At 69.9% G+C, this 24,300-nt stretch carries 26 protein-coding genes; 18 read left to right on the top strand and 8 right to left on the bottom strand.

Annotated features, from left to right (window positions below; genetic code table 11):
• Positions 1–5: 5 nt before the first annotated feature.
• Positions 6–1,325 carry an archaellin/type IV pilin N-terminal domain-containing protein gene (locus tag NLF94_RS09885; protein ID WP_254841302.1) on the bottom strand — a complete coding sequence of 440 codons (1,320 nt, stop codon included), beginning with the start codon at positions 1,323–1,325 and terminating at the stop codon, positions 6–8.
• A gap of 139 nt (positions 1,326–1,464) precedes the next feature.
• On the opposite strand from NLF94_RS09885, the gene NLF94_RS09880 reads away from it, so the two are divergent.
• The 7 genes from NLF94_RS09880 to NLF94_RS09850 all read left to right on the top strand — a co-directional run bounded on the left by NLF94_RS09880 (position 1,465) and on the right by NLF94_RS09850 (position 7,343).
• Positions 1,465–1,725, top strand: coding sequence for a hypothetical protein (locus tag NLF94_RS09880; RefSeq protein WP_254841301.1), 261 nt, complete (start codon positions 1,465–1,467; stop codon positions 1,723–1,725).
• 65 nt (positions 1,726–1,790) lie between these two features.
• The gene (locus NLF94_RS09875; RefSeq protein WP_254841300.1) at positions 1,791–3,053 is read left to right on the top strand and encodes an MgtC/SapB family protein; all 1,263 of its coding nucleotides are present in this window, start codon (positions 1,791–1,793) and stop codon (positions 3,051–3,053) included.
• A gap of 55 nt (positions 3,054–3,108) precedes the next feature.
• On the top strand, positions 3,109–4,443 hold the full coding sequence (locus tag NLF94_RS09870; protein WP_254841299.1) for a class-III pyridoxal-phosphate-dependent aminotransferase: 1,335 nt from the start codon (positions 3,109–3,111) through the stop codon (positions 4,441–4,443).
• A 60-nt stretch (positions 4,444–4,503) separates the two neighbouring features.
• Positions 4,504–5,322 (top strand): DUF4399 domain-containing protein, encoded by an 819-nt coding sequence (locus tag NLF94_RS09865; protein WP_254841298.1) that lies wholly within the window; start codon positions 4,504–4,506, stop codon positions 5,320–5,322.
• 93 nt (positions 5,323–5,415) lie between these two features.
• Entirely contained in the window at positions 5,416–6,501 is a 1,086-nt protein-coding gene (locus tag NLF94_RS09860; RefSeq protein WP_254841297.1) for a phosphotransferase family protein, read from the top strand.
• A 102-nt stretch (positions 6,502–6,603) separates the two neighbouring features.
• Positions 6,604–6,876, top strand: a complete 273-nt coding sequence (locus NLF94_RS09855) for a hypothetical protein (protein WP_254841296.1) — start codon at positions 6,604–6,606, stop codon at positions 6,874–6,876.
• A gap of 38 nt (positions 6,877–6,914) precedes the next feature.
• Entirely contained in the window at positions 6,915–7,343 is a 429-nt protein-coding gene (locus tag NLF94_RS09850) for a CBS domain-containing protein (RefSeq protein ID WP_254841295.1), read from the top strand.
• Between the two features lie 72 nt (positions 7,344–7,415).
• Here the strand turns inward: NLF94_RS09850 and NLF94_RS09845 are convergent, their stop codons facing one another.
• Positions 7,416–7,745 (bottom strand): ribbon-helix-helix protein, encoded by a 330-nt coding sequence (locus NLF94_RS09845; RefSeq protein ID WP_254841294.1) that lies wholly within the window; start codon positions 7,743–7,745, stop codon positions 7,416–7,418.
• 47 nt (positions 7,746–7,792) lie between these two features.
• A complete protein-coding gene (locus tag NLF94_RS09840) occupies positions 7,793–7,984 on the bottom strand; it encodes a hypothetical protein (protein WP_254841293.1) in 192 nt (63 codons plus the stop codon).
• 86 nt (positions 7,985–8,070) lie between these two features.
• On the opposite strand from NLF94_RS09840, the gene NLF94_RS09835 reads away from it, so the two are divergent.
• A complete protein-coding gene (locus tag NLF94_RS09835) occupies positions 8,071–9,012 on the top strand; it encodes an HhH-GPD family protein (protein WP_254841292.1) in 942 nt (313 codons plus the stop codon).
• Between the two features lie 79 nt (positions 9,013–9,091).
• Positions 9,092–9,673: an NADPH-dependent FMN reductase gene (locus NLF94_RS09830; RefSeq protein ID WP_254841291.1), complete on the top strand. Its 582-nt coding sequence runs from the start codon at positions 9,092–9,094 to the stop codon at positions 9,671–9,673.
• Here the strand turns inward: NLF94_RS09830 and NLF94_RS09825 are convergent.
• Complete coding sequence (locus NLF94_RS09825; RefSeq protein WP_254841290.1) at positions 9,670–10,593, bottom strand: hypothetical protein; 924 nt, start codon at positions 10,591–10,593, stop codon at positions 9,670–9,672. The two genes, NLF94_RS09830 and NLF94_RS09825, sit on opposite strands and share 4 nt — an antisense overlap.
• A gap of 81 nt (positions 10,594–10,674) precedes the next feature.
• Between NLF94_RS09825 and NLF94_RS09820 the strand changes: the two genes are divergently transcribed.
• From NLF94_RS09820 to NLF94_RS09805, 4 genes are all read left to right on the top strand, one after another.
• On the top strand, positions 10,675–11,310 hold the full coding sequence (locus NLF94_RS09820) for a YIP1 family protein (protein WP_254841289.1): 636 nt from the start codon (positions 10,675–10,677) through the stop codon (positions 11,308–11,310).
• A gap of 42 nt (positions 11,311–11,352) precedes the next feature.
• A complete protein-coding gene (locus tag NLF94_RS09815; RefSeq protein WP_254841288.1) occupies positions 11,353–13,461 on the top strand; it encodes an OB-fold nucleic acid binding domain-containing protein in 2,109 nt (702 codons plus the stop codon).
• A gap of 83 nt (positions 13,462–13,544) precedes the next feature.
• A complete protein-coding gene (locus tag NLF94_RS09810; protein WP_254841287.1) occupies positions 13,545–15,203 on the top strand; it encodes a tRNA uridine(34) 5-carboxymethylaminomethyl modification radical SAM/GNAT enzyme Elp3 in 1,659 nt (552 codons plus the stop codon).
• A gap of 51 nt (positions 15,204–15,254) precedes the next feature.
• Entirely contained in the window at positions 15,255–15,644 is a 390-nt protein-coding gene (locus NLF94_RS09805; protein WP_254841286.1) for an SHOCT domain-containing protein, read from the top strand.
• Position 15,645: 1 nt separating this feature from the next.
• On the opposite strand, the gene NLF94_RS09800 is transcribed toward NLF94_RS09805, so the two are convergent.
• Entirely contained in the window at positions 15,646–16,482 is an 837-nt protein-coding gene (locus tag NLF94_RS09800; protein WP_254841285.1) for a M14 family metallopeptidase, read from the bottom strand.
• A gap of 93 nt (positions 16,483–16,575) precedes the next feature.
• Here NLF94_RS09800 and NLF94_RS09795 point away from each other — a divergent pair, with 93 nt between their 5' ends.
• The 3 genes from NLF94_RS09795 (at position 16,576) to NLF94_RS09785 (ending at position 18,952) form a co-directional block, all read left to right on the top strand.
• Complete coding sequence (locus NLF94_RS09795) at positions 16,576–17,253, top strand: MBL fold metallo-hydrolase (RefSeq protein ID WP_254841284.1); 678 nt, start codon at positions 16,576–16,578, stop codon at positions 17,251–17,253.
• 41 nt (positions 17,254–17,294) lie between these two features.
• Complete coding sequence (locus tag NLF94_RS09790) at positions 17,295–18,326, top strand: NAD(P)/FAD-dependent oxidoreductase (RefSeq protein ID WP_254841283.1); 1,032 nt, start codon at positions 17,295–17,297, stop codon at positions 18,324–18,326.
• Between the two features lie 146 nt (positions 18,327–18,472).
• On the top strand, positions 18,473–18,952 hold the full coding sequence (locus tag NLF94_RS09785) for a TspO/MBR family protein (RefSeq protein WP_254841282.1): 480 nt from the start codon (positions 18,473–18,475) through the stop codon (positions 18,950–18,952).
• Between the two features lie 39 nt (positions 18,953–18,991).
• Here NLF94_RS09785 and NLF94_RS09780 read toward each other — a convergent pair whose 3' ends face one another.
• Positions 18,992–20,161, bottom strand: a complete 1,170-nt coding sequence (locus tag NLF94_RS09780) for a M24 family metallopeptidase (RefSeq protein ID WP_254841281.1) — start codon at positions 20,159–20,161, stop codon at positions 18,992–18,994.
• 293 nt (positions 20,162–20,454) lie between these two features.
• On the opposite strand from NLF94_RS09780, the gene NLF94_RS09775 reads away from it, so the two are divergent.
• Positions 20,455–20,913 carry a hypothetical protein gene (locus NLF94_RS09775; protein ID WP_254841280.1) on the top strand — a complete coding sequence of 153 codons (459 nt, stop codon included), beginning with the start codon at positions 20,455–20,457 and terminating at the stop codon, positions 20,911–20,913.
• Positions 20,914–21,085: 172 nt separating this feature from the next.
• On the opposite strand, the gene NLF94_RS09770 is transcribed toward NLF94_RS09775, so the two are convergent.
• The gene (locus NLF94_RS09770) at positions 21,086–21,691 is read right to left on the bottom strand and encodes a class I SAM-dependent methyltransferase (RefSeq protein WP_254841279.1); all 606 of its coding nucleotides are present in this window, start codon (positions 21,689–21,691) and stop codon (positions 21,086–21,088) included.
• A 102-nt stretch (positions 21,692–21,793) separates the two neighbouring features.
• Between NLF94_RS09770 and aroA the strand changes: the two genes are divergently transcribed.
• Positions 21,794–23,119, top strand: a complete 1,326-nt coding sequence (gene aroA / locus NLF94_RS09765) for a 3-phosphoshikimate 1-carboxyvinyltransferase (RefSeq protein WP_254841278.1) — start codon at positions 21,794–21,796, stop codon at positions 23,117–23,119.
• A 138-nt stretch (positions 23,120–23,257) separates the two neighbouring features.
• Here the strand turns inward: aroA and NLF94_RS09760 are convergent, their stop codons facing one another.
• Positions 23,258–24,292, bottom strand: a complete 1,035-nt coding sequence (locus NLF94_RS09760; protein WP_254841277.1) for a guanosine monophosphate reductase — start codon at positions 24,290–24,292, stop codon at positions 23,258–23,260.
• Positions 24,293–24,300: the final 8 nt, after the last annotated feature.

The following is a 24,300-nucleotide window of genomic DNA, read 5'->3' as shown; positions in this document are numbered from 1 at the left end:
GCCGCTCAGACCAGTCCGCTGCTGTCGGAACCGTCTATTTCGTTCCCGTCGTCGTCTTCGAGATACCGGACGTCGTTCCCGTCGCGCACGTCGTCGACGTACTTCAGTTTCCCGTCGGCCAGCCCGACGTAGACGATCTCGCCGTCCCCGTCGCCGTCGACGTCGGCGACCGTCGGCGGCGCCTTCACGGCGTCCGGGGCCGTGAGCGTGGTCGTTCCCTCGCCGCCCGAGGCGGTCGGCTCGCCCGTTATCTTGACGTCGTTGCTGCCGTCGACGACGACGACGCTGACGGTACCGTCGTCGTCGATGTCGGCGAGCGCGCCGGCGCCGATGCCGTTGTTCGAGCCCGTCTGGCCGTCGTCGACGTTCTTCGTGGTCCCGTCCGGCTCCAGGTAGCGGAGTTGCTGGCTCGCGTCCGCGAACACCAGTTCGTCCGTGCCGTCGCCGTCGACGTCGCCGATGCCGCTGATGGCCTGGACGCCGTTGCCCGGCGAGGCGACCGCGACGGGAGTCCCCGACGGTGTCACCCGATAGAGGGTGTCGTGGTTCTCGTTTACGAAGAAGACCGACCGGTCGCTGCCGTCCCAGGAGCCGACGCCGAGTCTCGTCTTGGCGTGTTCGATGTCCCCCGGGATCGTGCTGCCGTCGGCGAGCGTGGTGGTCCCGTTCGTCGAGTTGGTGAGTTTCAGTTCGCCGTCGCCGTCGACGAAGGGGACGTCGGCGGTGCCGTCGGCGGTCAGGTCCAGCGTCGGACCGAGCGCCTGCGCGTCGGCGGTCGCCGAGAGCGTCTCGACGGCGCCGCCGTCGCCGTCGACGCTGTCGATGGTGGCCGTATTCGCGGTGTAGACCGTCCCCGGACAGCCCCACGGGCCGTCGGCGGCGTCGGTGTCGGTCTCAAACCGGTCGAGGACGTAGCTGTCGTCGGTCTCCTCGGCCCGCCAGACGACCGCTATCTCGTCGTCGACGGCGTCGATGCGCTGGCGATCGCCGGCGGTCAGGTTCCGGCCGGCCAGGACGACCGGGTCGTCGGCGCCGTCGAGTTCGATGCGGTCGCCGTCGATGCGGTCGCCGGCGACGTGGCGGAGTTCGTGGCCACAGGTGCCGTCGTCGAGTTCGAATCGGGTCGTCGGCGCGGGCGACGACTCCGTCAGCAGACCGAACGCCAGCGCCGAGGCGAGTACGCTCAGGAGGATGACGATGGCAACGAGGAGCGCGCCACCGACTACGGGGGAAAGTCCCCTGTCTCGATCCCCGAAGGGCGATGACGACCACCGAATCATGGCTGGAGAGCGGGCGGCGAGTCGCGGTGCGACGACCGCGGCCACACGTCCCGATAGGTATCGTTCCCGGTAAAGACCACGAACCAGTACCGCGCTCGTATCGAAGCGTGAGTCGGAGCGGCCGTCGACGTCGCCGGGGGCGGGTCCGAAACGCCCAACGGCCGTCGCCGCCTACGGACGGTCGATGGTCGGGTCACGCGCCCTCACCGCGCTCGCGGGGCTGCTCGTGAGCCTCGCGGTCAGCGTCGGCATCTACCTGCAGACCGGATCGCTGCTGCTGTTTCTGTTCGTCCCGTTCGTCCCGTTTCTGTTCTCCTCGTCGCTCCGGCGGGAGGACGATGACGACCGGCCGCCGACGCGGGCCTGTCCCGAATGCGAGTTTCGGACCCGCGAGTCGGAGTTCGAGTACTGCCCGCGGGACGGACGACGGCTCCGCGAGGAGTAAGCTCCCGGGTTGCTACCGCTGGACTCGCCGACGGCCTTAACCGGCCGCCGTCTGAAGGCCCGCCGATGGCCGCACCCGGAACGTCGCTACTGGACGACACCGTGGTCGCGCTCGCGCTCGCGGCGGCGCTGGGACTGTTCCTCGGTCTCGAACGGGAGTGGTCCGACAAGAAGGCCGGCATCCGGACCTTCGCGCTGGTGAGCCTGGCGGCCGCCGTCTTCACCATCCTCGAGCGCCCGCTGTTGCTCGTCGTCGGCGGCGCATTCGTGGTCGTCGTCGCCGTCATCCTCGGCGTCCAGGGCCTCCTGGGGCAGGCCGACAGCCTCTCTTTGACCACCTCGACGACGCTTCTGGTCGCCTACGGCGTCGGCGCACTGGTCGCCGCCGGCTTCGTTCTGGAGGGGGTCACCGTCGCCGTCGTCTCCTCGCTGCTGCTCGTCCTGCGGGCGGAACTGCACGGCGTCGCGGACGCTCTCTCCCGCGAGGAGGTCCGGGCCGGCACCGAGTTCGCCATCCTCGCGTTCGTCGTCTACCCACTCCTGCCGCCCGGGGAGCGCACCGTCGCCGTCGGGGACCTCGGCGTCGCCTTCGAGCCGCGGGTCGTGTGGCTGATGGTCGTCTTCGTCGCCGGCATCGGTATCGTCAACTACGCCATCGTCCGGCTGTACGGCGGCCGCGGCATCGCAGTCACGGGCTTCTTCGGCGGCCTGGCCTCCTCGACGGCGGTCGTCGGCGCCATTCTCGACCACGTCGACCAGCGCTCGGCGACGGCGGACTACGGCGTCGCGGCGGTGGCGCTTGCAAACGCCTCGATGGCGCTGCGGAACCTGACCATCGCCGTCGCCTTCACCGTCGGATCCGGCGTCCTGCTCGAACCGGTCGTCCCGCTCGGCGTCGTCATCCTCGGGGGATTCCTCGCGGCCACGGTGACCGCCGACTGGTCGGCCGCCATCGACCTCGACCTCGACAGCCCCTTCACGCTGCGGTACGCCCTCGGCGTCGGCGCGCTGTTCTTCCTCGTGCTTCTGGTCGGTGGGTTCGCCGAGGCCCGCTTCGGGACCGGCGGACTCTACGTCGCGGCGCTGCTCGCGGGACTGGTGTCCAGTGCGGGCGCCACCGCCTCGGCGGTCGTCCTCTACGGCAACGGCAGCGTCACGAGCCTGGAGGCGACGGTCGCGGTCCTGCTGGCGACGGCCGCCAGCATCGCCGTCAAGACCGGCCTGTGTGCGTTCTCCTCGAATCGGGGGTTCGCGAGAGGGGTCGCCGCCTGGAGCGCCGCGCTGCTCGTCGCGGCTGGCGCGGTGACCGTGCTGCTGGTGGCCCTGTGAGGGGCGGCTTTCGATAGCGTCAAAATTTAATTCGGCACTGTCCGAAGTGGAGGGTATGGACAGAGAGACGGCCACGCCGCAGGTCGACGAGATGCCAGGTCCGCTCGCCCGCGAACGGGCCGAGTACCACGGCTCGCTCGCGGCGCCGAGCACCTACGTCTACGAGTTCGTCTGGGACGTCACCGAACCCGCCACGGGTCCGTTCTGTACGGACGCCGACGGCAACGTCCTGATGGACTTCACCGCCCACGTCGGCGCCGCTCCGCTCGGCTACAACAACCCCGAACTGCTCGAGCGGATGGAGGCCTTCGAGATGATCGACCCCGTCAAGATAGCCGGCCAGGACTTCTACACGACGGCCGGCGACCCGACCGACCCCGACTTCCCGGGGCCAGCGGAACTGATGGAGCGGCTGACGGAGGTGTCGCCGGACGGCATGGACACCGTCTTCCTGTCGAACTCCGGGGCCGAGGCCGTCGAGAACGCCCTGAAGATATGCTACGACGACACCGCCGGCAAGTACGGCATCACCTTCGAGGGTGCCTTCCACGGCCGGACGCTCGGGACGCTCTCGCTGAACCGCTCGAAGGAGATCTACCGTCGGAAGTTCCCCGAGATACACGCCATCCACGACGCGCCGTTCTGTCGGGACGGCGACTGCACGCCGGCGAGTTGCGAGTGCGGCTTCTTCGCCGGCGACACCTCGGCGCTCCGCCGGATGCTGGACCCCGAGCGCGGCCGCGTCAACCCCGACGAGGTAGCGTATCTCATCCTCGAACCGATACAGGGCGAGGGTGGCTACCACGTCCCCAGCGAGGCGTTCATGGCGGAGGTGGCCGACCTCTGTGACCGCCACGACCTCCTGCTCGTCGCCGACGAGATACAGTCGGGAATCGGACGGACCGGCGACTTCTGGGCCTCCGACGGCTTCCCCATCGAACCGGACGTCATCTGTGCGGCCAAGGGTGCCCGCGTCGGGGCGACCATCGCCAGCGCCGACGTCTTCCCCGAGGAGACGTCGCGGCTCTCCTCGACGTGGGGGGCCGGCGACATCGTCGACGCCATGCAGGGTGCGCTCACCATCGACGTCATCCGCGAGGAGAACCTCATGGCCAACGCCGAGACCCGGGGCGAGCAGATGCGGGCCGAAATCGAGGCCGCCGACCTCCCGAACGTCGTCGACGTGCGGGGCCGGGGACTCATGCAGGCCGTCGAGTTCGACACCAAACAGCGGCGCGACGACGTCGAGGAGGCGGCCGTCAAGCGCGGACTGCTGACGCTCGGGTGTGGCCACAAGACGCTCCGACTCCTGCCACCGCTGGACGTCCGCGAGCGGGAGATAACCATCGGCGTCGAGGTGCTGTCCGAGGCCGTCGAGGCGGCGGCCTGAGCGGCGCTATTCGTTCGGAAACCACGCCGTTTAAATTACCTCCGAGTCACCGAACGATACATGCGAGAGAGCATTTCACGGCGGACGTTCGCGGCGATGGCCGCCAGCGCGGCGACGGTTCCGCTGGCGGGATGTCAGTCGGACGGTTCGGGCAACGGTAACGGCGACGGCGGCGGAAACGGCGAATCCTCGGGCGACGGCGACGCACCCATCGAGTACGACGGCGACGCCAGCGTAGCCTTCGGGACGCCCGAGGACGGCGCGACGGCCGCAAACGGCGTCACCGTCTCGATGACCGCCGAGAACTTCACCATCGAATCGTCCGGCGAGGTCAACGAGAACAGCGGCCACTTCCACATCGTGATAGACGAGGGCCCCGTCGAGACGGGCGAGACGATACCGAACGACGACAGTCACCTGCACTACGGCGACGGCTCGACCCGGACGGTGCTGGACCTCGAACCGGGCACCCACGAACTGACGCTGCAGGTCGGCGACGGCAAGCACCGCGCGCTCCCGCTGACCGACACCGTCGAGGTGACCGTCGAGGAGGCGTCGGTGTCCTTCGGCGCCCCCGAGGACGGTGCCACCGTCGAGAGCCCCGTCGCCGCCGAGTTCGAGGCCTCCGACAGCGCGACCGTCGAGCAGGCTGGCGAACTCAGCCAGACCGGTGGGCACTTCCACGTCATGGTGGACACCGAGGCCGTCGAGGTTGGCGAGGCCATCCCGAACGACGACAGCCACCTCCACTTCGGTGACGGGTCGACGTCCGCCGAGTTAGAGCTAGAATCCGGCGAACACGACCTCCTCCTCCAGATGGGCGACGGCGAACACCTCGCGCTGCCCGCCACTGACGAGATTACCGTCACCGTCGAGTGACGACCGGTACCCGGGCGCCGGCGGCCCGCCGGCGCCCGGGACGCCCTCACACGCCGCCGGGAGACTTTTTCGCCGCAGGTCCCACGTACCGGCATGACCGATTCGGCGCCGGGGGCGGACCTCACCGCACTCCGGGGCTATCTCGAGGGGGAACTGGACGAGACGGTGACCGGCGTCGAGGTGCTCCAGAACGGCCTCAACCTCGTCGTCGCGGTATCGACGACCGGGGCAGCGCCGGCGTACGTCGTCCGCCGACCCAACAAGCTTCGCGGCACCTACTACATGCACTCCCTGGACGAGGAGTTCGAACTGTTGCGGCGACTCGAACCGACGCCCGTCGCCGCGCCGGCGCCCGTCCTGCATCCTGACGACGAGACGGTTCTCGGTGGCCCCTTCGTCGTCGTCACCTACCTCGACGGCGAGGTGGTCCCGCTGGGTGACGGGCTACCCTCGCGGTTCCGCTCGCCGGACGCTCGCGGCCGCCTGGCGACGAGTCTCGTCGACGCGCTAGCCGAGATTCACACCCTCGATACCGGGCGATTCGAGGGGGTCTGCGCCCGGGTGACGCCGCGGGAGCGGGTGGTCCGGGCCACCGAGCGGTTCGACTCCCTGAGGAGCGTCACGGGCCACGACTCGGTTGCGCTGGAGGCCGTCGCCGAGTGGCTCCGCCGCAACGCCCCGACCCCCGACGAGACGGTCCTGGTCCACGGGGACTTCCGGCCCGGGAACCTGCTGTTCGGGCCCGGCGAGGAGCCGACGGTGACCGGCGTCCTCGACTGGGAGACGGCGCGTCTGGGCGACCCGCTGACGGACCTCGGCTACCTGCTCCTCCGGTGGCGAGACGAGGGCGATCCGACCCCGTCGCTGGACCGCCTCGACGACGGGAGCCTCGACGAGTCCACCCGCGAGGAACTCCGTGCGGCCAACGAGCGGGGGCTGGCCCCGTTCACCGCCCAGCCGGGGAGTCCGGACCGGCGGGCGCTGATGGATCGCTACGAGGCCGAAACCGGCATCGACGTCGAAAACGAGCGGTTCTACCGGGCCCAGGCGGCGTTCCTCCTCGCGCTGGTGTGGGCGGACCTCCACCGCTGTCGTGTCGAAGCGGGCGAGGCGAGCGGCCGGGAGCCGTGGGTGGACTACGCGCTGCTGCTGGCGGAGGCGATAATCGACGACGGGTAGTGCACGGAGGAACCGGAGGACGGCGGTCAACGACGACGACAGTGACACGCGATTCCACCAATGACGAGACTTATACGTCTCCTCTCCGTTATCTTATAGGTTATGGCAGACGAGATATTCACGGAACCCGAGGAGTCCACCGAGGAGTGGGTCGACGTACGGATGACCAACCCCGAGGCCGGGGAGTGGGACGTCGACTGCGTGGTCGTCGACGGCCGGGTCAGTTACCTGGACCTGCGCATCCGGCCCGAACTCCTGGCCGGCTTTCTCGACTGTCTCATCGACGACGTGGGTGAGGGGCGCGGGCGAGCGGTGCTGGCGGAAGTGCTCGAACGGAACGACATCGACCTCGACGGGGGCGGCGAGGATGGATAGCGACGGGCTTCCGGCGGTCCCGCGGTGGGGAGCGTAGAATGATCGACCAGCCCGTCGGGAGCGTGATGACGCGTTCGGTTCGGACGGTGTCGCCGGAGATCACCGCCTGCGAGGTGGCGAGGACGTTCGCCGATCACGGCATCGGGTCGGTCCTCGTGGTCGCGGCCGACGGAGACGCACCGCTCGGAATCGTGACCCAGTCGGACGTGATGCGGGCGGTCGCCGACGAGGCCGACCTCACGACGACCAGGGCGAAGACGCTCATGTCCGCGCCGCTCGTCACCACGACCAGCGGGGCGGAGATCCACGAGGCCGCCGCCGTGATGCGGGACCGCTCGATTCGACGGCTCCCGGTCCTCGACGGGGAGGAACTCGTCGGCATCCTGACGACGACCGATCTCGCTCACTACCTGCCGCGGCTCAGGAACACGATTCTCCGCGAACGGGCCGACGCCGAGGACGGCTGACCGGACGGTCGCCGAGGAGCGCCGAATCCCGAGCCCTACGGCTGCAACCGGGACCCGCAGAGCTGCGACCGCTCAGAACTGGTAGCGCCGGTCATCGTTCGTGTCCGGTTGCGGGAAGGCGTCGCCACCGGTCATCTCGTCGTAGGTCATCCCCGAGAGGTACTCGTCGTAGGTGACGTCGTAGCCGCTCCGGAGGTGGAAGTCGAGGTTACCCGTCTCGACGGCCGACTGAAACAGCATGTGGACCGCCCGCCGGAGGAGTTCGTCCGGATCGTCCGGCCCGTAGGCCGCCGTGAGCATCGCCAGTTCGTTCCGCGTCTCGGCGTCGAGTTCGACCGAGAGCTCCTCGCCGAGGTCGGCGTAGGCCGTCTCGACGTCGGTCGAGAGGTCGTCCAGTCCCATGCAGGTGGTCGGTCGGGGGCAAGGAAGTGGGTTTCGCTCCGCTGGAGTCACTCCTCGGTGCCGAGGCCACCGCCGCCGCCACCGACGCGGTCGTACAAGAGGACGAACACGGAGACGAACAGAAACAGCGCGGCGATGAACGGGATACCGACGTCGAGGTGGAACGCCGCTACGGTGACGAGCGGCAGGAAGACTGCGAGTCCGACGGCGGCGACCACCACCTGCGTAATCTCCCTCATACCTCACCCCGCGGCCGCCTGTCGGATACGTGTTCCGCCCGCCGGAACCGTCACACACAAGCGCGACCCACCGGAAGGGCCGTGTGATGACCGACGGCCCGGAGACCGCCGACGCGGACGCGGGCGAGTACCTGCCCGACGACGTCGGGGCGGTCCGGTCGGCGCTCGTCGAGTGGTACGAGACCGACCACCGCGAGTACCCCTGGCGGGAGACGACCGACCCCTACCCGATCCTCGTCTCGGAGGTGATGAGCCAGCAGACGCAACTCGACCGCGTCGTCGACGCCTGGCGGGACTTCCTCGAGGCGTGGCCGACCGTCGCGGCCCTGGCCGCCGCCGACCGCGCCGACGTGGTCGCTTTCTGGACCGACCACTCGCTGGGCTACAACAACCGCGCGAAGTACCTCCACGAGGCGGCCCGGCAGGTCACCGAGGAGTTCGACGGCGAGTTCCCCGAGACGCCCGACGGCCTCCAGGAACTGATGGGCGTCGGTCCCTACACCGCAAACGCCGTCGCCTCCTTCGCGTTCGACAACGGCGACGCCGTCGTGGACACGAACGTCGAGCGGGTGCTGTACCGCGCCTTCGACGTTCCGGACGACGACGCCGCCTTCGAGCGCGTGGCCGGCGCGCTGATGCCCGACGGCGAGTCGCGGGTCTGGAACAACGCCATCATGGAACTGGGCGGCGTCGCCTGCGAGAAGACGCCCCGCTGTGACGAGGCTGGCTGTCCGTGGCGAGCGTGGTGTCACGCCTACGAGACGGGCGACTTCACCGCGCCGGACGTGCCGACCCAGCCGTCCTTCGAGGGGAGTCGCCGCCAGATGCGGGGGCGGGTGGTCCGGGTGCTCGGCGAACACGACGACCTGCCGCTGGACGAACTCGGGCCGCGGGTCCGGGTGGACTACGCCCCCGACGGCGAGTACGGCCGGGAGTGGCTCCGTGGCCTGCTGGATGACCTGGCGGACGACGGGCTCGTCGACGTCGAGGAACGGGACGGCGAGGCGGTCGCCCGGCTCCGGCGGTAGTCCCCATCCCCATCGCCCTCCGTTCCACCGGGCCGTCGCGGACCGGACCGCATTTGGCGGTCGGCGCCGAACGCCGCCCATGAGCGACGTACGCGTGGCTGCCGTCGTCGGCAGCCTCCGCGAGGACAGTTACAGCCGGCTGGCGTGCGAGCGAGCGCTGGCCGCAGCCGGGGGGTACGAGGGCGTCGAGACGGATCTGATCGACCTCCGGGACTTCGAGTTGCCGGTCTTCGACGCCGACGACCGGTCGGCCGGCGACGCCGACGAGCTGGTCCGTCGGGTCCAGGCGGCCGACTCGGTGATCCTCGGCACGCCGGTCTATCACGGCTCCTACTCGTCGGCGCTGAAGAACGCGCTGGACTACTGCGGCTTCGACGAGTTCGACGAGACGACGGTGGGGTTGCTCTGCGTCGCGGGCGGGGCCTTCCCGACGACGACGCTGGACCACCTCCGGTCGGTCGCGCGGGCGGTCAACGCCTGGGTCGTCCCCCACCAGGTCGCGATCCCGCGAGCGCGGGAGGCATTCGCCAACGGAGAACTCCTCGACGAGGACGTCGCCGACCGGGTCGACACGCTCGGCCGCCGGATGGTCGAGTACGCCACCATCGAACCTGACCCGCGGACGCTGGAGGCCAAACAGAACGTCGGCGCCGACGACTAGGCGTCCGGTCCGGTCCACTCCGCCAGCGTGGCCGAGCGGTCGCCGGACTCGGCCACCCAGACGACCCGGACCGTGGCGTCGGGTTCGACCGACACGGCCCGGGCGTCGCCCGCGCTGACGGGTGTCTCCCACGCTCCCCGGGCGTCGCTGGTCTCGACGAACAGGTCGTCCTCCTCGGGTATGTTGTCGCCTGCCTCGTGTGTGATCGTCACCTCGCCCGCGTCGGGAGCATACTCGAAGGCGAACCGTACCTGGGGCACGGATGCGGCGGGCTGCCGTTCGGATCGGCCGACCAGCAGGACGATACCCGAGAGGTTCCCGACGTCGCCGGATCGGAGGGTCTCGGCGGTGGCGTCGACGACGAACAGCCGTCGTATCTCGCCGGGCGAGACCCCGGCGCCGTAGACCGACCCCTGGAGCCGATCGAACGGGACCGCTCCTTCCGTAGTCGGCTGGCCGTCGTCGCCGACGGTGACGAAGTTCCAGTCGGCGTACTCGACGAAGGCCTCGTTGGCGAATATCTGGTAGACGAACTCGCCGGCCGACTCGTTGTAGAGGGGGGCCACGAATCCGGCGCGGGCGCCGACCGACATATCGCGGCTGACGCGCAACTCGGCGTCGTCGGTCCCACCCTCGAACCCGCTGTCCAGCAGGAACTCCCGCTTTGGGTCGGCGTACTCGATGGTGTAGGCGTCGCCGCCGGCGTTCACCGTCGCCGCCCCGTCGACCATCCCGGGATAGTCGACGACGGCATCGTCCGTCACGTAGGGGTCTTCCGGCACGTCGGTGCCGGTCGGCGTCGTCGTCGGCGTCGATCCGTTGGTTCCACCGGGCAGGGAGTCCGACGAGCAGCCGGCCGAAGCGGCCGCGGCGGCGACCCCGAGCGAGGCGAGAAACCGGCGGCGGTCCAGCCCGTTCATACCCGTCGGTGAGGCGCACGCTTAAAAACACCAGCGATAGACCTCGGAAGCCTCATGGCCCGTCCCGACGAACGCACAGCCGTGACACAGTGGGTCGAAAACCCCAGTGGCGGCCGCGAGCGCGGGCCGCGGGGGATCGCCCGGGCGTGGGTCGAGGTGCTGGTCCGGCCGGGGCGGTTCTTCCGGAACGGGGTCGCGCCCGGCGACCAGGCGCCGGGGCTGACGTTCGCCATCGTCGTCGCCTTCGCTTTCGTCGGCGGGCGCCTCCTCGTCGCGCCGGAGACGCTGTCGGGGTACGGCCGCATCGCGGCGGCCACCGGGAGCACGTATCTGACGGCCGTCGTCGTCCTCGGGGCGGTCTGCTTTCTGGTCGCGCCGCTGGTGCTGCATCTGGCGGCGGCGCTGGGAACGGTTGCGCTCGTGGCGCTCGTCGACGACCGTGCCGGCGTCAGCGAGACGGTCCAGGTCATCGCCTACGCCGCGGCGCCGGGGGTCTTCGTCGCGGTCCCGCTCCCGGCGGTGCAGGTCGTCGCTGCAGCCTACGGGGCTCTCTTGCTCGCGGTCGGCTTCGCCGTGGTTCACGGTGCTTCGCCGCCGCGGGCGGCCCTCGCGGCGACCGTCCCAGCGCTGTTCGTCTTCGGCTTCGCCTTCGGCGGCATCGGCGCCTTCGAGGCGGTGACCGGGCTCGAGGTGACCGCCGACCGCGGCGGCAGGTAGATTCCGACAACCGTTTTAAGCCCCGCCCCTTCGACTCCGCCAATGGCCAACTGTATCATCTGCGGCACCTCCACGGAGGGACCCATCTGCGAGGTCCACCAGGAGGACGTAGCGTTCGAGTTCGAAGGCGACCACCCCTCCCAGCTGACGCCCGAGCGGTACTACCGCGGCCGGGTCGACGGCTACGCCGACTTCGGCGTCTTCGTCGACATCGGGAACGTCACGGGGCTGCTCCACCGGAGCAAGCTCGACCGCCGCCTCGAGAGCCTCGACTGGGAGGTCGGCGACGACGTCTTCGTCCAGGTGAACAACATCCGGGACAACGGCGACATCGACCTCGGATGGTCGATCCGACAGTCCGAGCGGGAGTTCCGGGGCGTCCTCGTCGACTCCCCCGACGGCGACTACCTGGCCGACGAGTACCACGACGACGGCGACGAGGGGACGGCCGACGAGGGGGCGGCCGACGAGCAGACCGGCGGGAGCCCCGAAGAGACCACCGAGACCGAGGCCGAACCGGAACCCGAACCGGAGTACGAGCCCGAACCCGAGCAGGAGTCGTCGGCAGACGAGCAGTCGGGCGGCACGCCGGACGACGAGGAGCTGGCCGAGACGGCGACGAACGAACCGGAATCAGGACGGCAAGAGGACTCCGAGACGGCCGACATCGGCAGGATCGCCGTCGAGGACCTCCGCGAGCACGTCGGCGACGTCGTCCGCCTCGAGGGAGAGGTCGTCTCCGCACGCCAGACCTCCGGCCCGACCGTCTTCGAACTCCGTGACGAGACGGGCGTCGTCGACTGTGCGGCCTTCGTCGAGGCGGGCGTCCGGGCGTACCCGGACATCGAGGCCGACGACGTGGTCCGACTCGACGGCGAGGTCCGCGTCCGGCGCGACGAAATCCAGGTCGAGACCGAGTCGCTGGTCGAACTCGAGGGTGACGCCGAGGCGGCCGTCCGGACCCGGATGGACGAGGCGCTGGAGGCCCGGGCCCGCCCCGACGAGACGGAACTCCTGGGCGACGATGACGCGCTCGACGCCGTCGCCGAGGAGGTGGCCGACGCCGCGGCCACCATCCGGCGGGCGGTACTGGAGTCGCGGCCGGTCGTCGTCCGCCACGACGCGACGACGGACGGCTACGTCGCCGGCGCCGCAATCGAGCGGGCCGTCCTGCCGCTCGTCGAGTCCGAGCACGCCACCGCCGATGCGGTGTATCACTACTTCGACCGCCGCCCGCTCGAGGACGGCGTCTACGACATGAACGACGCGACGAAGGACGTCACCCGAATGCTGGGCGACCGCGAGCGCCACGACGAGAAGCTGCCGCTTTTCGTCTTCGCGGCCGCCGGGTCGACGGCCGCTTCGATGGACGGTCTCGAACTGCTCGACGTCTACGGCGCCCCGCGGGTCGTGCTGGACGGCCGGCCGGCCGACGAGTCGGTCGCCGCCGAGATCGACTCGCTTGTCACGACCGAGGCGCGGACGGCCGCGACCGTCGCCGCCAACGTCGCGGGCGCGGTCAACGACGAGGTGCGCGAGGACCTCGGTCACCTCCCCGCCGTCAGCTACTGGAACGAGGTACCGGAGCCGTACGCGGAGCTGGCCGCCGAGGCGGGCGTCGACGAGGCGACGGCCAAAGACCTCCGGGAGGCTATCGCGCTGGAGGCCTTCTACCAGTCCTACGAGGACAAGCGCGAACTCATCGTCGACCTCCTGTTCGAAAAGCAGACCGGTCTCGCCGAACAGGTGGCCGAGCAGTTCCGCACGAAACTGGAGGCCGAAATCGACACGGCGACGGCCAACCTCGACGAGCGGACCGTCGACGGCGCCACGGTGACCGTGCTGGACACCGACGCCTACACCCACCAGTACGACTTCCCGCCGACGCGACTCCTCCTGGACGAACTGCGGCGGCGGCTCGACGCCGACGTGGTCATCGGCGTCGGGACGGACGAACTCCACGTCCGGACCGACGACGCCCTCGACCTGGAGGCGCTCGTGGCCGCCCTCCAGCTCGAGGCGCCCGACGCCGGTGTCTCCGACCCCGGCGCCCGCGAGCCCAAAGTCGAGTTCCTCGCCGGCGAGCGGGAGGCCGTCCTCGACGCCGTCGTCGACGCCGTCGCCGAGCGGGCACTGGCCGCCTCGGCCTGAGAACCCCCTTCTCCGGACTCTCACTCGACGCTCGTGGCGGACCGCTACCCACTTACCGCAGGCGTACGTTGACCCGACAGCGAATGAGTACCGACGCCGACCCCACGGAGTCGGAGGCCTTCCAGCGGGTCTGTGAGTCGCTCGTCGAGTCCATCCTGGCCGGCGACGTCGAGCGCGACGACCTCGAGAGCGCCAAGATGGACGCCTGCCGGGAGCACTCCTCGCCGAAGGTGCCGAAGAACACCGAGTTGCTCGACTTCGCCCCCGACGAGCACCGCGAACAACTGGAGTCGGTGCTGCGCCGGAAGCCGGTGCGGACGGCCTCGGGCGTCTCGCCCGTCGCCATCATGACCTCGCCGCACACCTGCCCGCACGGCAAGTGCCTCTACTGTCCGGGCGGGCCCGCCTCGGAGTTCTCCTCCTCACAGTCGTACACGGGCGAGGAACCGGCGGCGGCCCGCGGCGTCCAGAACGACTACGACCCCTACGGCCAGGTGACGCTTCGCCTCCACCAGTTGCGGAAGATCGGCCATCCCGTCGACAAGGTGGAACTCATCCTGATGGGCGGGACGATGACGGCCCGAAGCCACGACTACCAGGAGTGGTTCGTCAAGCGGGCCCTGGCGGCGATGAACGACTACGACCTCGAGTCCGAGCCCTCACCCAGCGAATCGGAGTCCTTCAAACCCGATCCCGAGGACGTCGAGTTCCGGTACCTCGAGGACGTCGTCGCCGAAAACGAGACGGGCGACATCCGCAACATCGGGACGACCTTCGAGACGAAGCCGGACTGGTGTGACCCCGAGCAGATCGACCGGATGCTCCGCCTCGGCGGCACGAAGGTCGAGGTCGGCGTCCAGACGACCTACGAGCGGGTCAACCGCGAGATGCACCGGGGCCACGGCGTCCAGGCCAGCCTCGACGCCAACCGACGGCTCCGGGATTCGGCGTTCAAGGTCGGCTTCCACATGATGCCCGGCCAGCCCGGGATGTCCAGGGAGATGTGCCTGCAGGACTTCCGGGAACTGTTCAAGAACACGGACTGGCGTCCGGACTACCTGAAGATTTACCCGACGCTGGTGGTCCGGGACACCGTCACCTACGACATGTGGCGCCGCGAGGAGTACGAGCCGCTGACAAACGAGGAGGCCGCCGAACTCGTCGCCGAAATCAAGTCGATGATACCGCGCTACACGCGGCTCCAGCGCGTCCAGCGGGACATCCCGGCGGACTTCATCGACGCCGGGGTCTGGAAGTCCAACCTCCGACAGTTGGCGCGCAAGCGGATGGACGAGCACGGCTGGACCTGCGACTGCATCCGCTGTCGGGAGGTCGGCATGAACGACGAGGAACCCGAGACCGTCGAGTTGGACGTGACCACCTACGAGGCCGCCGGCGGCACGGAGCACTTCATCGCCTTCGAGGACTTCGAGAAGGACCTGCTGGTCGGCTTCTGTCGGCTCCGGTTCCCGGACGACCCCGTCCGCGAGGAACTCGACGAGGCGGCGCTCGTGCGGGAACTGCACGTCTACGGTAACGAGGTCGGGGTTGGGGAGGCGGGTGACGGGGACCACCAGCACGAGGGCTACGGCCGGCGCCTGCTGGCGAAGGCCGAGGAACTGGCCCGCGAGGCCGGTTACGAGAAACTGTCGGTCATCTCCGGCATCGGCGTCCGCCAGTACTACCGCGAGAAACTGGGCTACTACCAGGACGGCCCATACGTCTCGACGCGGCTCCGGTAGTGCCCTCGCGTCCGGCCGTGGTTTTTTGAGGTCCAGCGGCGGAGTTGGCGTATGGCCGGGGTGGAGGTACTTCCAGAGGGGTCGGCGGGCGTCGTCTCGATGCTCGTTCTCGTGGCAGGTCTCGGCGCGCTGTTCGCGGGCCTGGAGTGGTTCTGGGTCGTCTTCGTGGTCGGCTACGCGGGGCTTGTCCCGCTGACGGCGATGCTTTCGAGGGACGACGACGAGGAGCGGGAGACGTCGTCGGCGGACCCCGAGGGACGGGCGTCGGCCGACGACTCCCGGACCGACGCCCTGGAGACGCTCCGGGAGCGGTACGCCCGCGGCGAGTTGACACACGAGGAGTTCGAACGGAAACTGGAGGCGCTCCTTGAGACGGACAGCCCGGAGCACGCCGAGAAGCGCGTCGAGCGCAACCGGGACCGCGAGGGAACCCGGGAGTGACCTACTCGGCCGCCGGGTCGACGCCGAGCACCGCGAGCGCGCCCGCCGGCGAGGTTCCGAGTCGACTCGCTCGATACCCGAATATCTCCTCGTAGCCGCACTCCGACATCAGGACGGGGTAGAAGGGTCGGTGTGCGACGAGTCGCTCCTCGCCGGCGGTGGCGAACACCGCGCCGGCCGCCACGCGGGTGAAGTTCTCGGCGAGCAGTTCGTACTCGACGCCGGACGGTTTCTCGACGGCGTCCTCCAGGACGTAGTAGTTGGGGTCGGTCCCGTCGTGGTCGGCGGTCGGCAGGGCGCCCGTCTCCGCGAGGAAGGCCCGCGCCTGGCGTTCGGCCTCGTCGGCCGCCGCGTCGGTGCCCTGACAGCCGGCCTCGACGGTGACGACGGTACCGCAGTCGGTGAAGGAGCCGTCGGTCACGCGGTGGTGGTCGACGACGTGCGGGACCGGGAGGCGACCGGCGAGGTCGAACGCGGCCGGCTGGGTGTGTTCGACCAGCGCGATGGGGTCGGGCGTCGAGTGGGTGGCGTGCAGCGACAGGGTCGGCAGGCCGGCCGTCTCCGCACAGAGCCGCGCGGCCAGTCGCTCCTCGAGGCTCCCGTCGGAATCCCCGGGGAACGACCGGTTGAGGTCCGTCTCGAGGTAGCGCTGGCCGGCCTCGACGGCCGGCGGGTTGGCGACGACGAACTTCACGCCCCGCCGGAGCGACAGGTCGGCGTCGCGGAGTCGCTCGACTGCCCGGACGCCGCTCGGCTCGTCGCCGTGGACGCCGCCGACGACGGCGAGTTCGGGGTCGCCCGGTCCGTGAACGGTCACGTCCGGGGACGCTTCGGTCATGCACCCAACTATGCCGGACGTCCGGATTAATCCTCGCCTCTCGGCGCCGCTCCGTGGGTCGGTTTGATGTGGGCCCGCCCCGTAGCTCCCGCCGTGGCGCGAGAGGTCACCGAGGGGGTTCACCTGCTCGAGGTCGGCTGGCCGGAGCCGGTGGGGGCCAACGCCTACCTCGTCGACGACGGCGACGTGACGCTCGTGGACGCGGGCCTGCCGATAGGTCGCCGGCCGCTGTCGGCGGAACTGGCCGCGGCCGGCTACGGGACCGACGACCTCGACCGCGTCCTCGTCACCCACTACGACATCGACCACGTCGGCGGCCTCCGGCACCTCGGGGACGACGTGCCGGTGTTCATCGGATCGGCCGACGCCGACCTCGTCAGGGGTGCGTGGTCGCCGCCGCTCTTCCACCACAAGGGGCTGTTCCATCGGGTGATTCGCCGGCTGTTCCCGCTGTCGGGGCTGGACCTCCACCCGGTCGTCGACGGTGACCGGATCGGCGGGTTCCGGGCGGTGCACACCCCCGGACACAACCCCGGGCACACCGTCTTCCTCCACGACGACCTCGGCGTGGCGGCGCTCGGGGACCTCGTCTGGGAGTCGGACGGCCGGTTCGTCGCCCCGCCGTGGCTGGACTCCTACGACACCGACCTGATACGGCACAGCATCGCCCGGGTGGCGAGGGAGTCCTTCCAGTGCGCCTGCGTCGGGCACGGCCGGCCGGTCGCCCGCGGCGCCGACGCCGTCCTGCGCGAACTGGCGGCAGAACTGTAGTCGGCGGTCGCGCTTTTGCCGCCGGGGGCCGTACAGCTGCCATGGACCTGGCAATCGTCGGTGCCGGCGCCGCCGGCGCCGCGACCGCCTACGCGCTCCGGGACACAGACCACGACGTCACGGTATTCGAGAAGTCCCGGGGCGTCTGCGGCCGGGGCGCCACCCGGCGCCGTGAGGACTGTACCTACGACCACGGCGCCAACTACGTCCGACCGGACAGCGACCGGGTGACGGAACTGGTCACCGAGACGCTGCCGACGGCGGGACTGGTCGACATCGAGGAGCCGGTCTGGACGTTCGACGCCGCGGGCCGAATCTCCGAGAGCGACCGCCCCGACGCCCACAAGTGGAGCTACGAGGCCGGCATCACACAGCTCGCAAAGCGGCTGTTCGAGGCGGCTGACGCCGAGGTGACCTTCGAGACGCGGGTCGGCCGCCTCGAACGCGACGACAGCTGGCGGCTCCTCGACGTCGACGGCGAGAGACTCGGCCGGTTCGACGCGGTCGTGTTGACGCCGCCGGCCCCCCAGACGGCCGAGTTGCTCGCCGAAACCGCGTGGAGCTATCCGCTTCGGGAGGACCTGGTGGCAACCGTCGAGGCCGTCCCCTACCGGACCGTCTACTCGGTACTCCTGCACTACCCCTTCGAACTCGACTACCCGTGGTACGGGCTCGTCAACGACGACCGCGAACACGAGGTCGGGTGGCTCTCCCGCGAGGAGTGCAAGCGCGGTCACGTCCCCGACGGCGAGTCTCTGCTCGTCGCACAGATGTCGCCCGCGTGGTCGACTCGACGGTACGACGACCCGAGCGAGGCGGTCAAAGCCGACGCCGCGAGCATCGTCGCGGACCTGCTGGACGACGACCGCCTCGCGGACCCCGACTGGACCGACCGGCAGGGCTGGCGGTACGCGCTGCCGGACGACGGCGTCGACACGGGGCCGCTCCGGGCAGCCGAGGGCCACGGGCTGTACTTCGCCGGCGACTGGGTGGCCGGCGACGGCCGCGTCCACCTGGCCGTCGAGAGCGGGCTGGACGCCGGCGAGCGTATCGTGAACGCACGCGGGGAGTGAATCGTTTTGGTTCGACGCGTGCGGTCCTCTCGAACGGCAGAACGATTGTCGGGGGGATACCCGACCATCGCGTCCGTCCCGGTTCGATTCCGGGCGACGAACCCGCCACCAACTACTGTTACGGTGCTGGCCCGCAAACGGTCCGTATGGTCACGCTTCCCTCCCGCGAGGCCGCGCTCCGAGCCGTCGGGTTCGTCCTGCTGGTCAACGTCGTGGGCGCGGCCCCGGCGCTGCTCGCCGGTCCCGACAGCGCGTGGTTCCAGGCGCTGGAGAAGCCGGCGCTGTATCCGCCACCCGTCGTCTTCGGCATCGTCTGGACCGCGCTGTTCACGCTCATGGGCGTCGCGCTGTGGCTCGTCTGGGGGAGCGACGCCGAGGGCCGCCAGGTGGCTATCGCGCTGTTCGCCGCCCAGATGGCATTCAACGTCGCCTGGACGCCGGTCTTCTTCGCACGGGAGGCGCTGCTCGTCGCGCTGGGCGTCATCGGCGCGCTGTGGGTGCTCGTCGCCGTGACCATCGTCGCCTTCGACCGCGTCGACCGCCGGGCGGCAGCGCTGCTCGTTCCCTACCTGCTGTGGGTCTCGTTCGCCTTCTTCCTCAACTACCGGTTCTGGCAGTTGAACTAGGGGAGACGGGGCATCCGGTCCCGAGGGGGGCCGACCGACTCACAGCCGGAGCCGTTTCTCGTAGTCGGTGAGGTTCTCGTGGCCCTCCTCGGTGACGACGACGAGGTCCTCGATGCGGACGCCCCCGACCTCGGGGTCGTACAGGCCGGGCTCGACGGTGACGACGTGGCCGGCCTGCAGTTCGTTGTCCTGCTCGGAGACGCGGGGGAACTCGTGGATGTCGAGACCGACGCCGTGGCCGGTGGTGTGGATGAAGCCCGTCTCGGCGGACTCGTCGGCCCGCAGCGTCGGCAGGCCGGCGTCCTCGTAGACGTCGCAGACGGCATCGTGGACGTCGCTGCCGGAGACGCCGGCCTCGATGGTCTCCAGGGCGGCCTCCTGTGCTTCGAGCGTCAGGTCGTACCACTCCCGAACCGTCTCGGAGGGGTCGCCGACGCAGAACGTCCGGGTCATGTCCGCGAAGTAGCCCGTCGCCTTCGACTGCGGGAAGATGTCGACGATGATGGGCTCGCCGGCCGACAGCGGCCCGGAGCCGCGGTCGTGGGGGTCGGCGGCGTCGGCGCCGCAGGCCACGATGGCCTCGTCGAGGTTACAGCCGTGCCGCAACAGCGTGATCTCGATCTCCTGCTTGACGAACTCCGAGGTCAGTGACTCGCCCTCGTGGACGAGCGTGCCGTCCTCGACGTCGGCGCCGCCGATGAGTTCCTCGGCGCGGGCCATCGCGGCCTCGTTCGCGCGCTGGGCCTCGCGGACGTGCTCGACTTCCTCGTCGGTCTTCGTGGCGCGAATCGAGGCCAGCACGTCCTCCTCGTCGGCGGTCACCTCGAAGCCGAGGTCGCGCAGACCGTCGGCGGTCCCCACCGGGAAGTCGTCGGGGACGACCACCGATGCGGCGTCGTGGGCCTCGAGGAAGGCCGCGAGCGTCCGGTGGCCTCCCTCGGCCTCGCCGTACTCGTCGATTTTCTCGCGGTGGCCGTACTCCGAGAGCCGCTCGACGCTCTCTGCTCGTGCGGTCCGCGCCGCGCGACCGTACTCCAGCGTCGAGACGAGCAGACGAACCTCGCCGGTGTACAGCGTCACGAACGGGTCCGGGGCGGAAAAGCCCGAGAGGTACCGCTGGTTGGAGTCGTCGCCGCCGGCCTGGACGAGGTAGGCGTCCGCGCCCGCCTCCTCCAGGAACGCGTCCAGTCGCGAGAGGTCCGGGTCCATACGGGAACGGCGGCCCGCGGCGTCTTAGGGGTTGTCGTCGGCTCCGCCCGACGTGGTCGTCGCCCTCGACAGCGCACATACATCACTCGCCGGCCCGTGTCAGGGGGTTCAGCTCCCGTCCCCAGCATCGGAATCGACGGAGCCCTGGTTCGAACGTTCCAGGTCACCCGTCGATACGGCCGTATCACTCACCGTCTTCCTTGCTCACCCAGCGCCGTCCGTCTCTTCAGCAGTGGACCGCGAAACCACTTTTCACCGCAAAATATTCAAAAATTACCATCTCTGATATTACTATGAGGAGACGAAAAATATTGAAGGCCGCATACGTCGGCTCTCTGGCGGCTATCGCTGGGTGTACGAACGAACCGGGTGGTAATTCAGACGAACAGCAGACCAGCGAGACGACCACTGAAACGGATGGTGGTTCCGACGGAAAGCAGACCACCGAGTCGGGGTCTCCGAATCGCTCGGAACGCAGAGCGGATTTCTTGTTCAACAACAAAGTGACTCGGACTCAGGAGGTGACGATGACCGTGACCGACGATTCCGAGTCTGTCGTGTTCCAGGAGTCGTATCGGCTCGATTCACAGGGCGAAAAGAAGGTGACAGTGCCCGAGTTGAGAGGCGAACTCCTCGATTACGAATTCGAAACCGACGCCGCCTCGGCTACGAAACGCTGGGCTCCCGACCGGCCCTCACAATTGCGCGTGAACGTTCGGTCTGGAGAGATTGATCTGTTCGTTGTCGCATAGAGATCGACTGTTCGCCCCCGAGCCCCCGTTATCGGAGGAGCCTGCAACCGGGGATAGCGGGTCCGATTTGCAGGAACTCGTCGAAGGGTACGCTCCACAGCTGTAAATTATCAGGTCCGCTACCGCAGTTCGTGGTGCGTTCGGGACATGCGGGCACGACCGGCCGCCGGGGTCACTCCGACGACGCTCGCTCGACGACGCCGAGAATCCCCGGCACCACCCCGAACGTCGTCTCGAAGGGGACCGGCTCGTGGGTCTCGACGCGCCAGCCGTCCCCGAAGGCCCGCCGCATCGCGCGCTCCGAGAGGGGCGTCGGTCCCGCGTTCTCCGGCGCGTCGGGACCGAACTCCAGACAGAAAACGCGGTCCCCTTCGCCTAGCACCGTCGCCAGCCCGCTCGTGTACGCCCGGCGGTCGTCGGTCTCGAGGGCGTGCAACATCCCGCAGTCCAGCACCGCGTCGAACCGCCCGAGGTCCAGTTCCGGCAGCGCCACGGCGTCCCCGACGTGGAAGGTGACCGACTCGCCCGCCCTGTCGCGGGCGCCCTCGATTGCGGGTTCGGAGAAGTCGACGCCGACGACGTCGTGACCCGCGTCGGCGAGGTGCGCCGCCTCGATACCGGTGCCACAGCCCACGTCGAGTACCCGCCCACCCAGGTCGCCGGCCCGTTCGAGGGCGACGACCTGTGGCTGCGGACGGTCGGTCTCCCAGGGAGTCGCCCCCTCCTCGTAGGCATTGTCCCACCACTCGGTCCGGTCGTCGCCGTCGTCGTCCGCCATCGTGTGCGGCGTCGTCGCCGCGACGGTATGGACCTTCGGGTTCGACGGGCGGCGGGCCGGGCGAGCCGGTAGCCTCTTTTCGCGCCGCCGCAATCCGCCGGTATGGACGTCACCATCTCGCCCTCGCGGCTCTCGGGGACCGCGCGCGCGCCGCCGTCGAAGAGCTACACCCACCGGGCCGTCCTCGCGGCGGGCTACGCCGACGGGGCCACCGTCAGGAATCCCCTGTTCAGCGCCGACACGCGCGCGACGGTCCGGGCCGTCGAGGCCTACGGCGGGTCGGTCACTCGAACCGACGACGACCTCGACGTCGAGGGGTTCGACGGCGCTCCGGTCACGCCCGACGACGTCCTCGACTGCGCAAACAGCGGGACGACGATGCGACTGACGGCGGCGGCCGGCGCCCTCGTCGACGGGGCGACCGTCCTCACGGGCGACGACTCGCTGCGGTCGCGCCCGCAGGGACCGCTGCTCGACGCGCTGGGGCAACTGGGCGCCCGCGCGGAGTCGACGCGGGCGAACGGGCAGGCGCCGCTCGTCGTCGGCGGCGGTCTCGAGGAACGCGAGGTGTCGATGCGGGGCGACGTCTCCTCGCAGTACGTCACCGCGCTGCTGATGGCCGGCGCGGTGACCGAGCGGGGCGTCGACCTCGAGTTGACGACCGAACTGAAGTCGGCGCCCTACGTCGACATCACGCTTGAGGTGCTGGACGAGTTCGGCGTCGACGCCGAGGTGGTCGGCGGCGACGACTCGGTGGTCCGGTCGGCGGGCGCCGGGGGGTTCCGCGTCGCCGGCGGGCAGTCCTACGCGCCCGAGGGCGGCGAGTACCACGTCCCGGGCGACTTCTCCTCGATGTCGTACCTGCTGGCGGCGGGCGCGCTGGCAGCCCCCGACGGCCTGGTCGTCGAGGGCGCCCGTCCGAGCGCCCAGGGCGACGCGGCCATCGTGGACGTCCTCGACCGGATGGGCGCCGACATCGAGTGGGACCGCGAGGCCGGCCGCATCCGGGTCGCCGAGTCCTCGCTGTCCGGCATCGAGGTCGGCGTCGCGGACACGCCGGACCTCCTGCCCACCATCGCCGTCCTGGGAGCGGCCGCCGACGGGACGACCCGAATCACCGACTGTGAACACGTCAGGCTGAAGGAGACCGACCGGGTGGCCGCGATGGCGACCGAACTGGAACGCATGGGCGTCGACGTCGAGGAGTACGAGGACGAACTCGTCGTCCACGGCGGCGACCTGTCGGCCGCGACGGTCGCCGGCCACGACGACCATCGCATCGTCATGTCGCTCGCGGTCGCTGGGCTCGTTGCCGACGGCGAGACCACGGTCGAGGGTGCCGACCACGTCGACGTGTCGTTCCCGGCGTTCTTCGAGGTCCTGTCGGACCTGGGGGCCGCCGTCGACCGGCGGGCGACCGACGGCTGAGACAGAAGTTTCAAAAGCGCAAGGTGGAAACGGACGGACCGCGTTGGTCGGCGTCCCTCGACCGGCGCAGCAGTGGTCCACACCTCAGGGGACGCCCGGTCCCCGTTTTCCGGACGGCGACGGCCGACAGCGGCCGCGCTACTCCCGCCGTGCGAACCCGTGGGCGCCGTTACGACGCTCGACGGTCCCCTTTACCTCCATGAACTCGGCGTTGTGTCTGGCGGTTTCGAGGTCGTGTGCGCCGGCATACGAGAGGCCCGACCGGATGCCGGCGGTGAACTCCTCGAGTCTCGGCCCGACCGGGCCGGTGAAATCGGTGACGGCCTCGACGCCCTCGTCGGCGTCGACGTCGACCTCTTTGTCGTCGCGGTCCTCGGCGGCCGCCGCCGTCGACATGCCCCGCGAGCGCTTGTACCGCTGGCCGTCGATTTCGACGATTTCGCCGGGCGCCTCCGCACACCCGGCGAAGAAGCCGCCCATCATGACGGCGTCGGCGCCGGCGAGCAGGGCCTTCACCGCGTCGCCCGAGGAGGTGATGCCGCCGTCGGCGATGGTCGTCACGCCGTGTTCGTCGGCGGCCGCCGCACACCGCTCGACGGCGGTGAACTGCGGCACGCCGAAGCCCGTCACCTCGCGGGTCGTACAGTGGGACCCGGGCCCGACGCCGACCTTGACGCAGTCGGCGCCCGCGGCCGCGAGGTCGGCGACCGCCTCCCGGGTGACGACGTTGCCCGCACAGAGCGGCGTGTCGGGGAACCGCTCGGCGAGCGTCTCGGTGGCCTCCAGCGCTCGCTCCATGTGGCCGTGCGCGACGTCGAGAACGAGGATGCAGGCGCCGGCCTCGACGAGTGCGGCCGCACGGTCGACGTAGTCCTCGGCGATGCCGACGGCCGCGGCCGTCCGCAGTCCTTGGTCGGTGACCTCCCGGACCATCTCGGCCTGCTCGTCGACGGGCAGAAATCGGTGGACGACGCCGAGTCCGCCCGCCTCGGCGACGGCGGCGGCCATCGATTCCTCCGTGACGGTGTCCATCGCCGCGGTGGTGACCGGGACGGACAGTTCGACGCCGTCGGCCAGTTCCGTCGAGAGGTCGACCTCGCCGCGACTGTCGACCGGCGACCGCTGGGGTACGAGCAACACGTCGTCGTACGAGAGTCCCGTTTCGTAGGGCATACGCAAAC

The organism is Natronomonas marina (genome assembly GCF_024298905.1).
GTDB classification, from domain to species: domain Archaea; phylum Halobacteriota; class Halobacteria; order Halobacteriales; family Haloarculaceae; genus Natronomonas; species Natronomonas marina.
The sequence above is the reverse complement of the archived record's forward strand: the minus strand, read 5'-3'. Positions and strand labels throughout refer to the sequence as shown.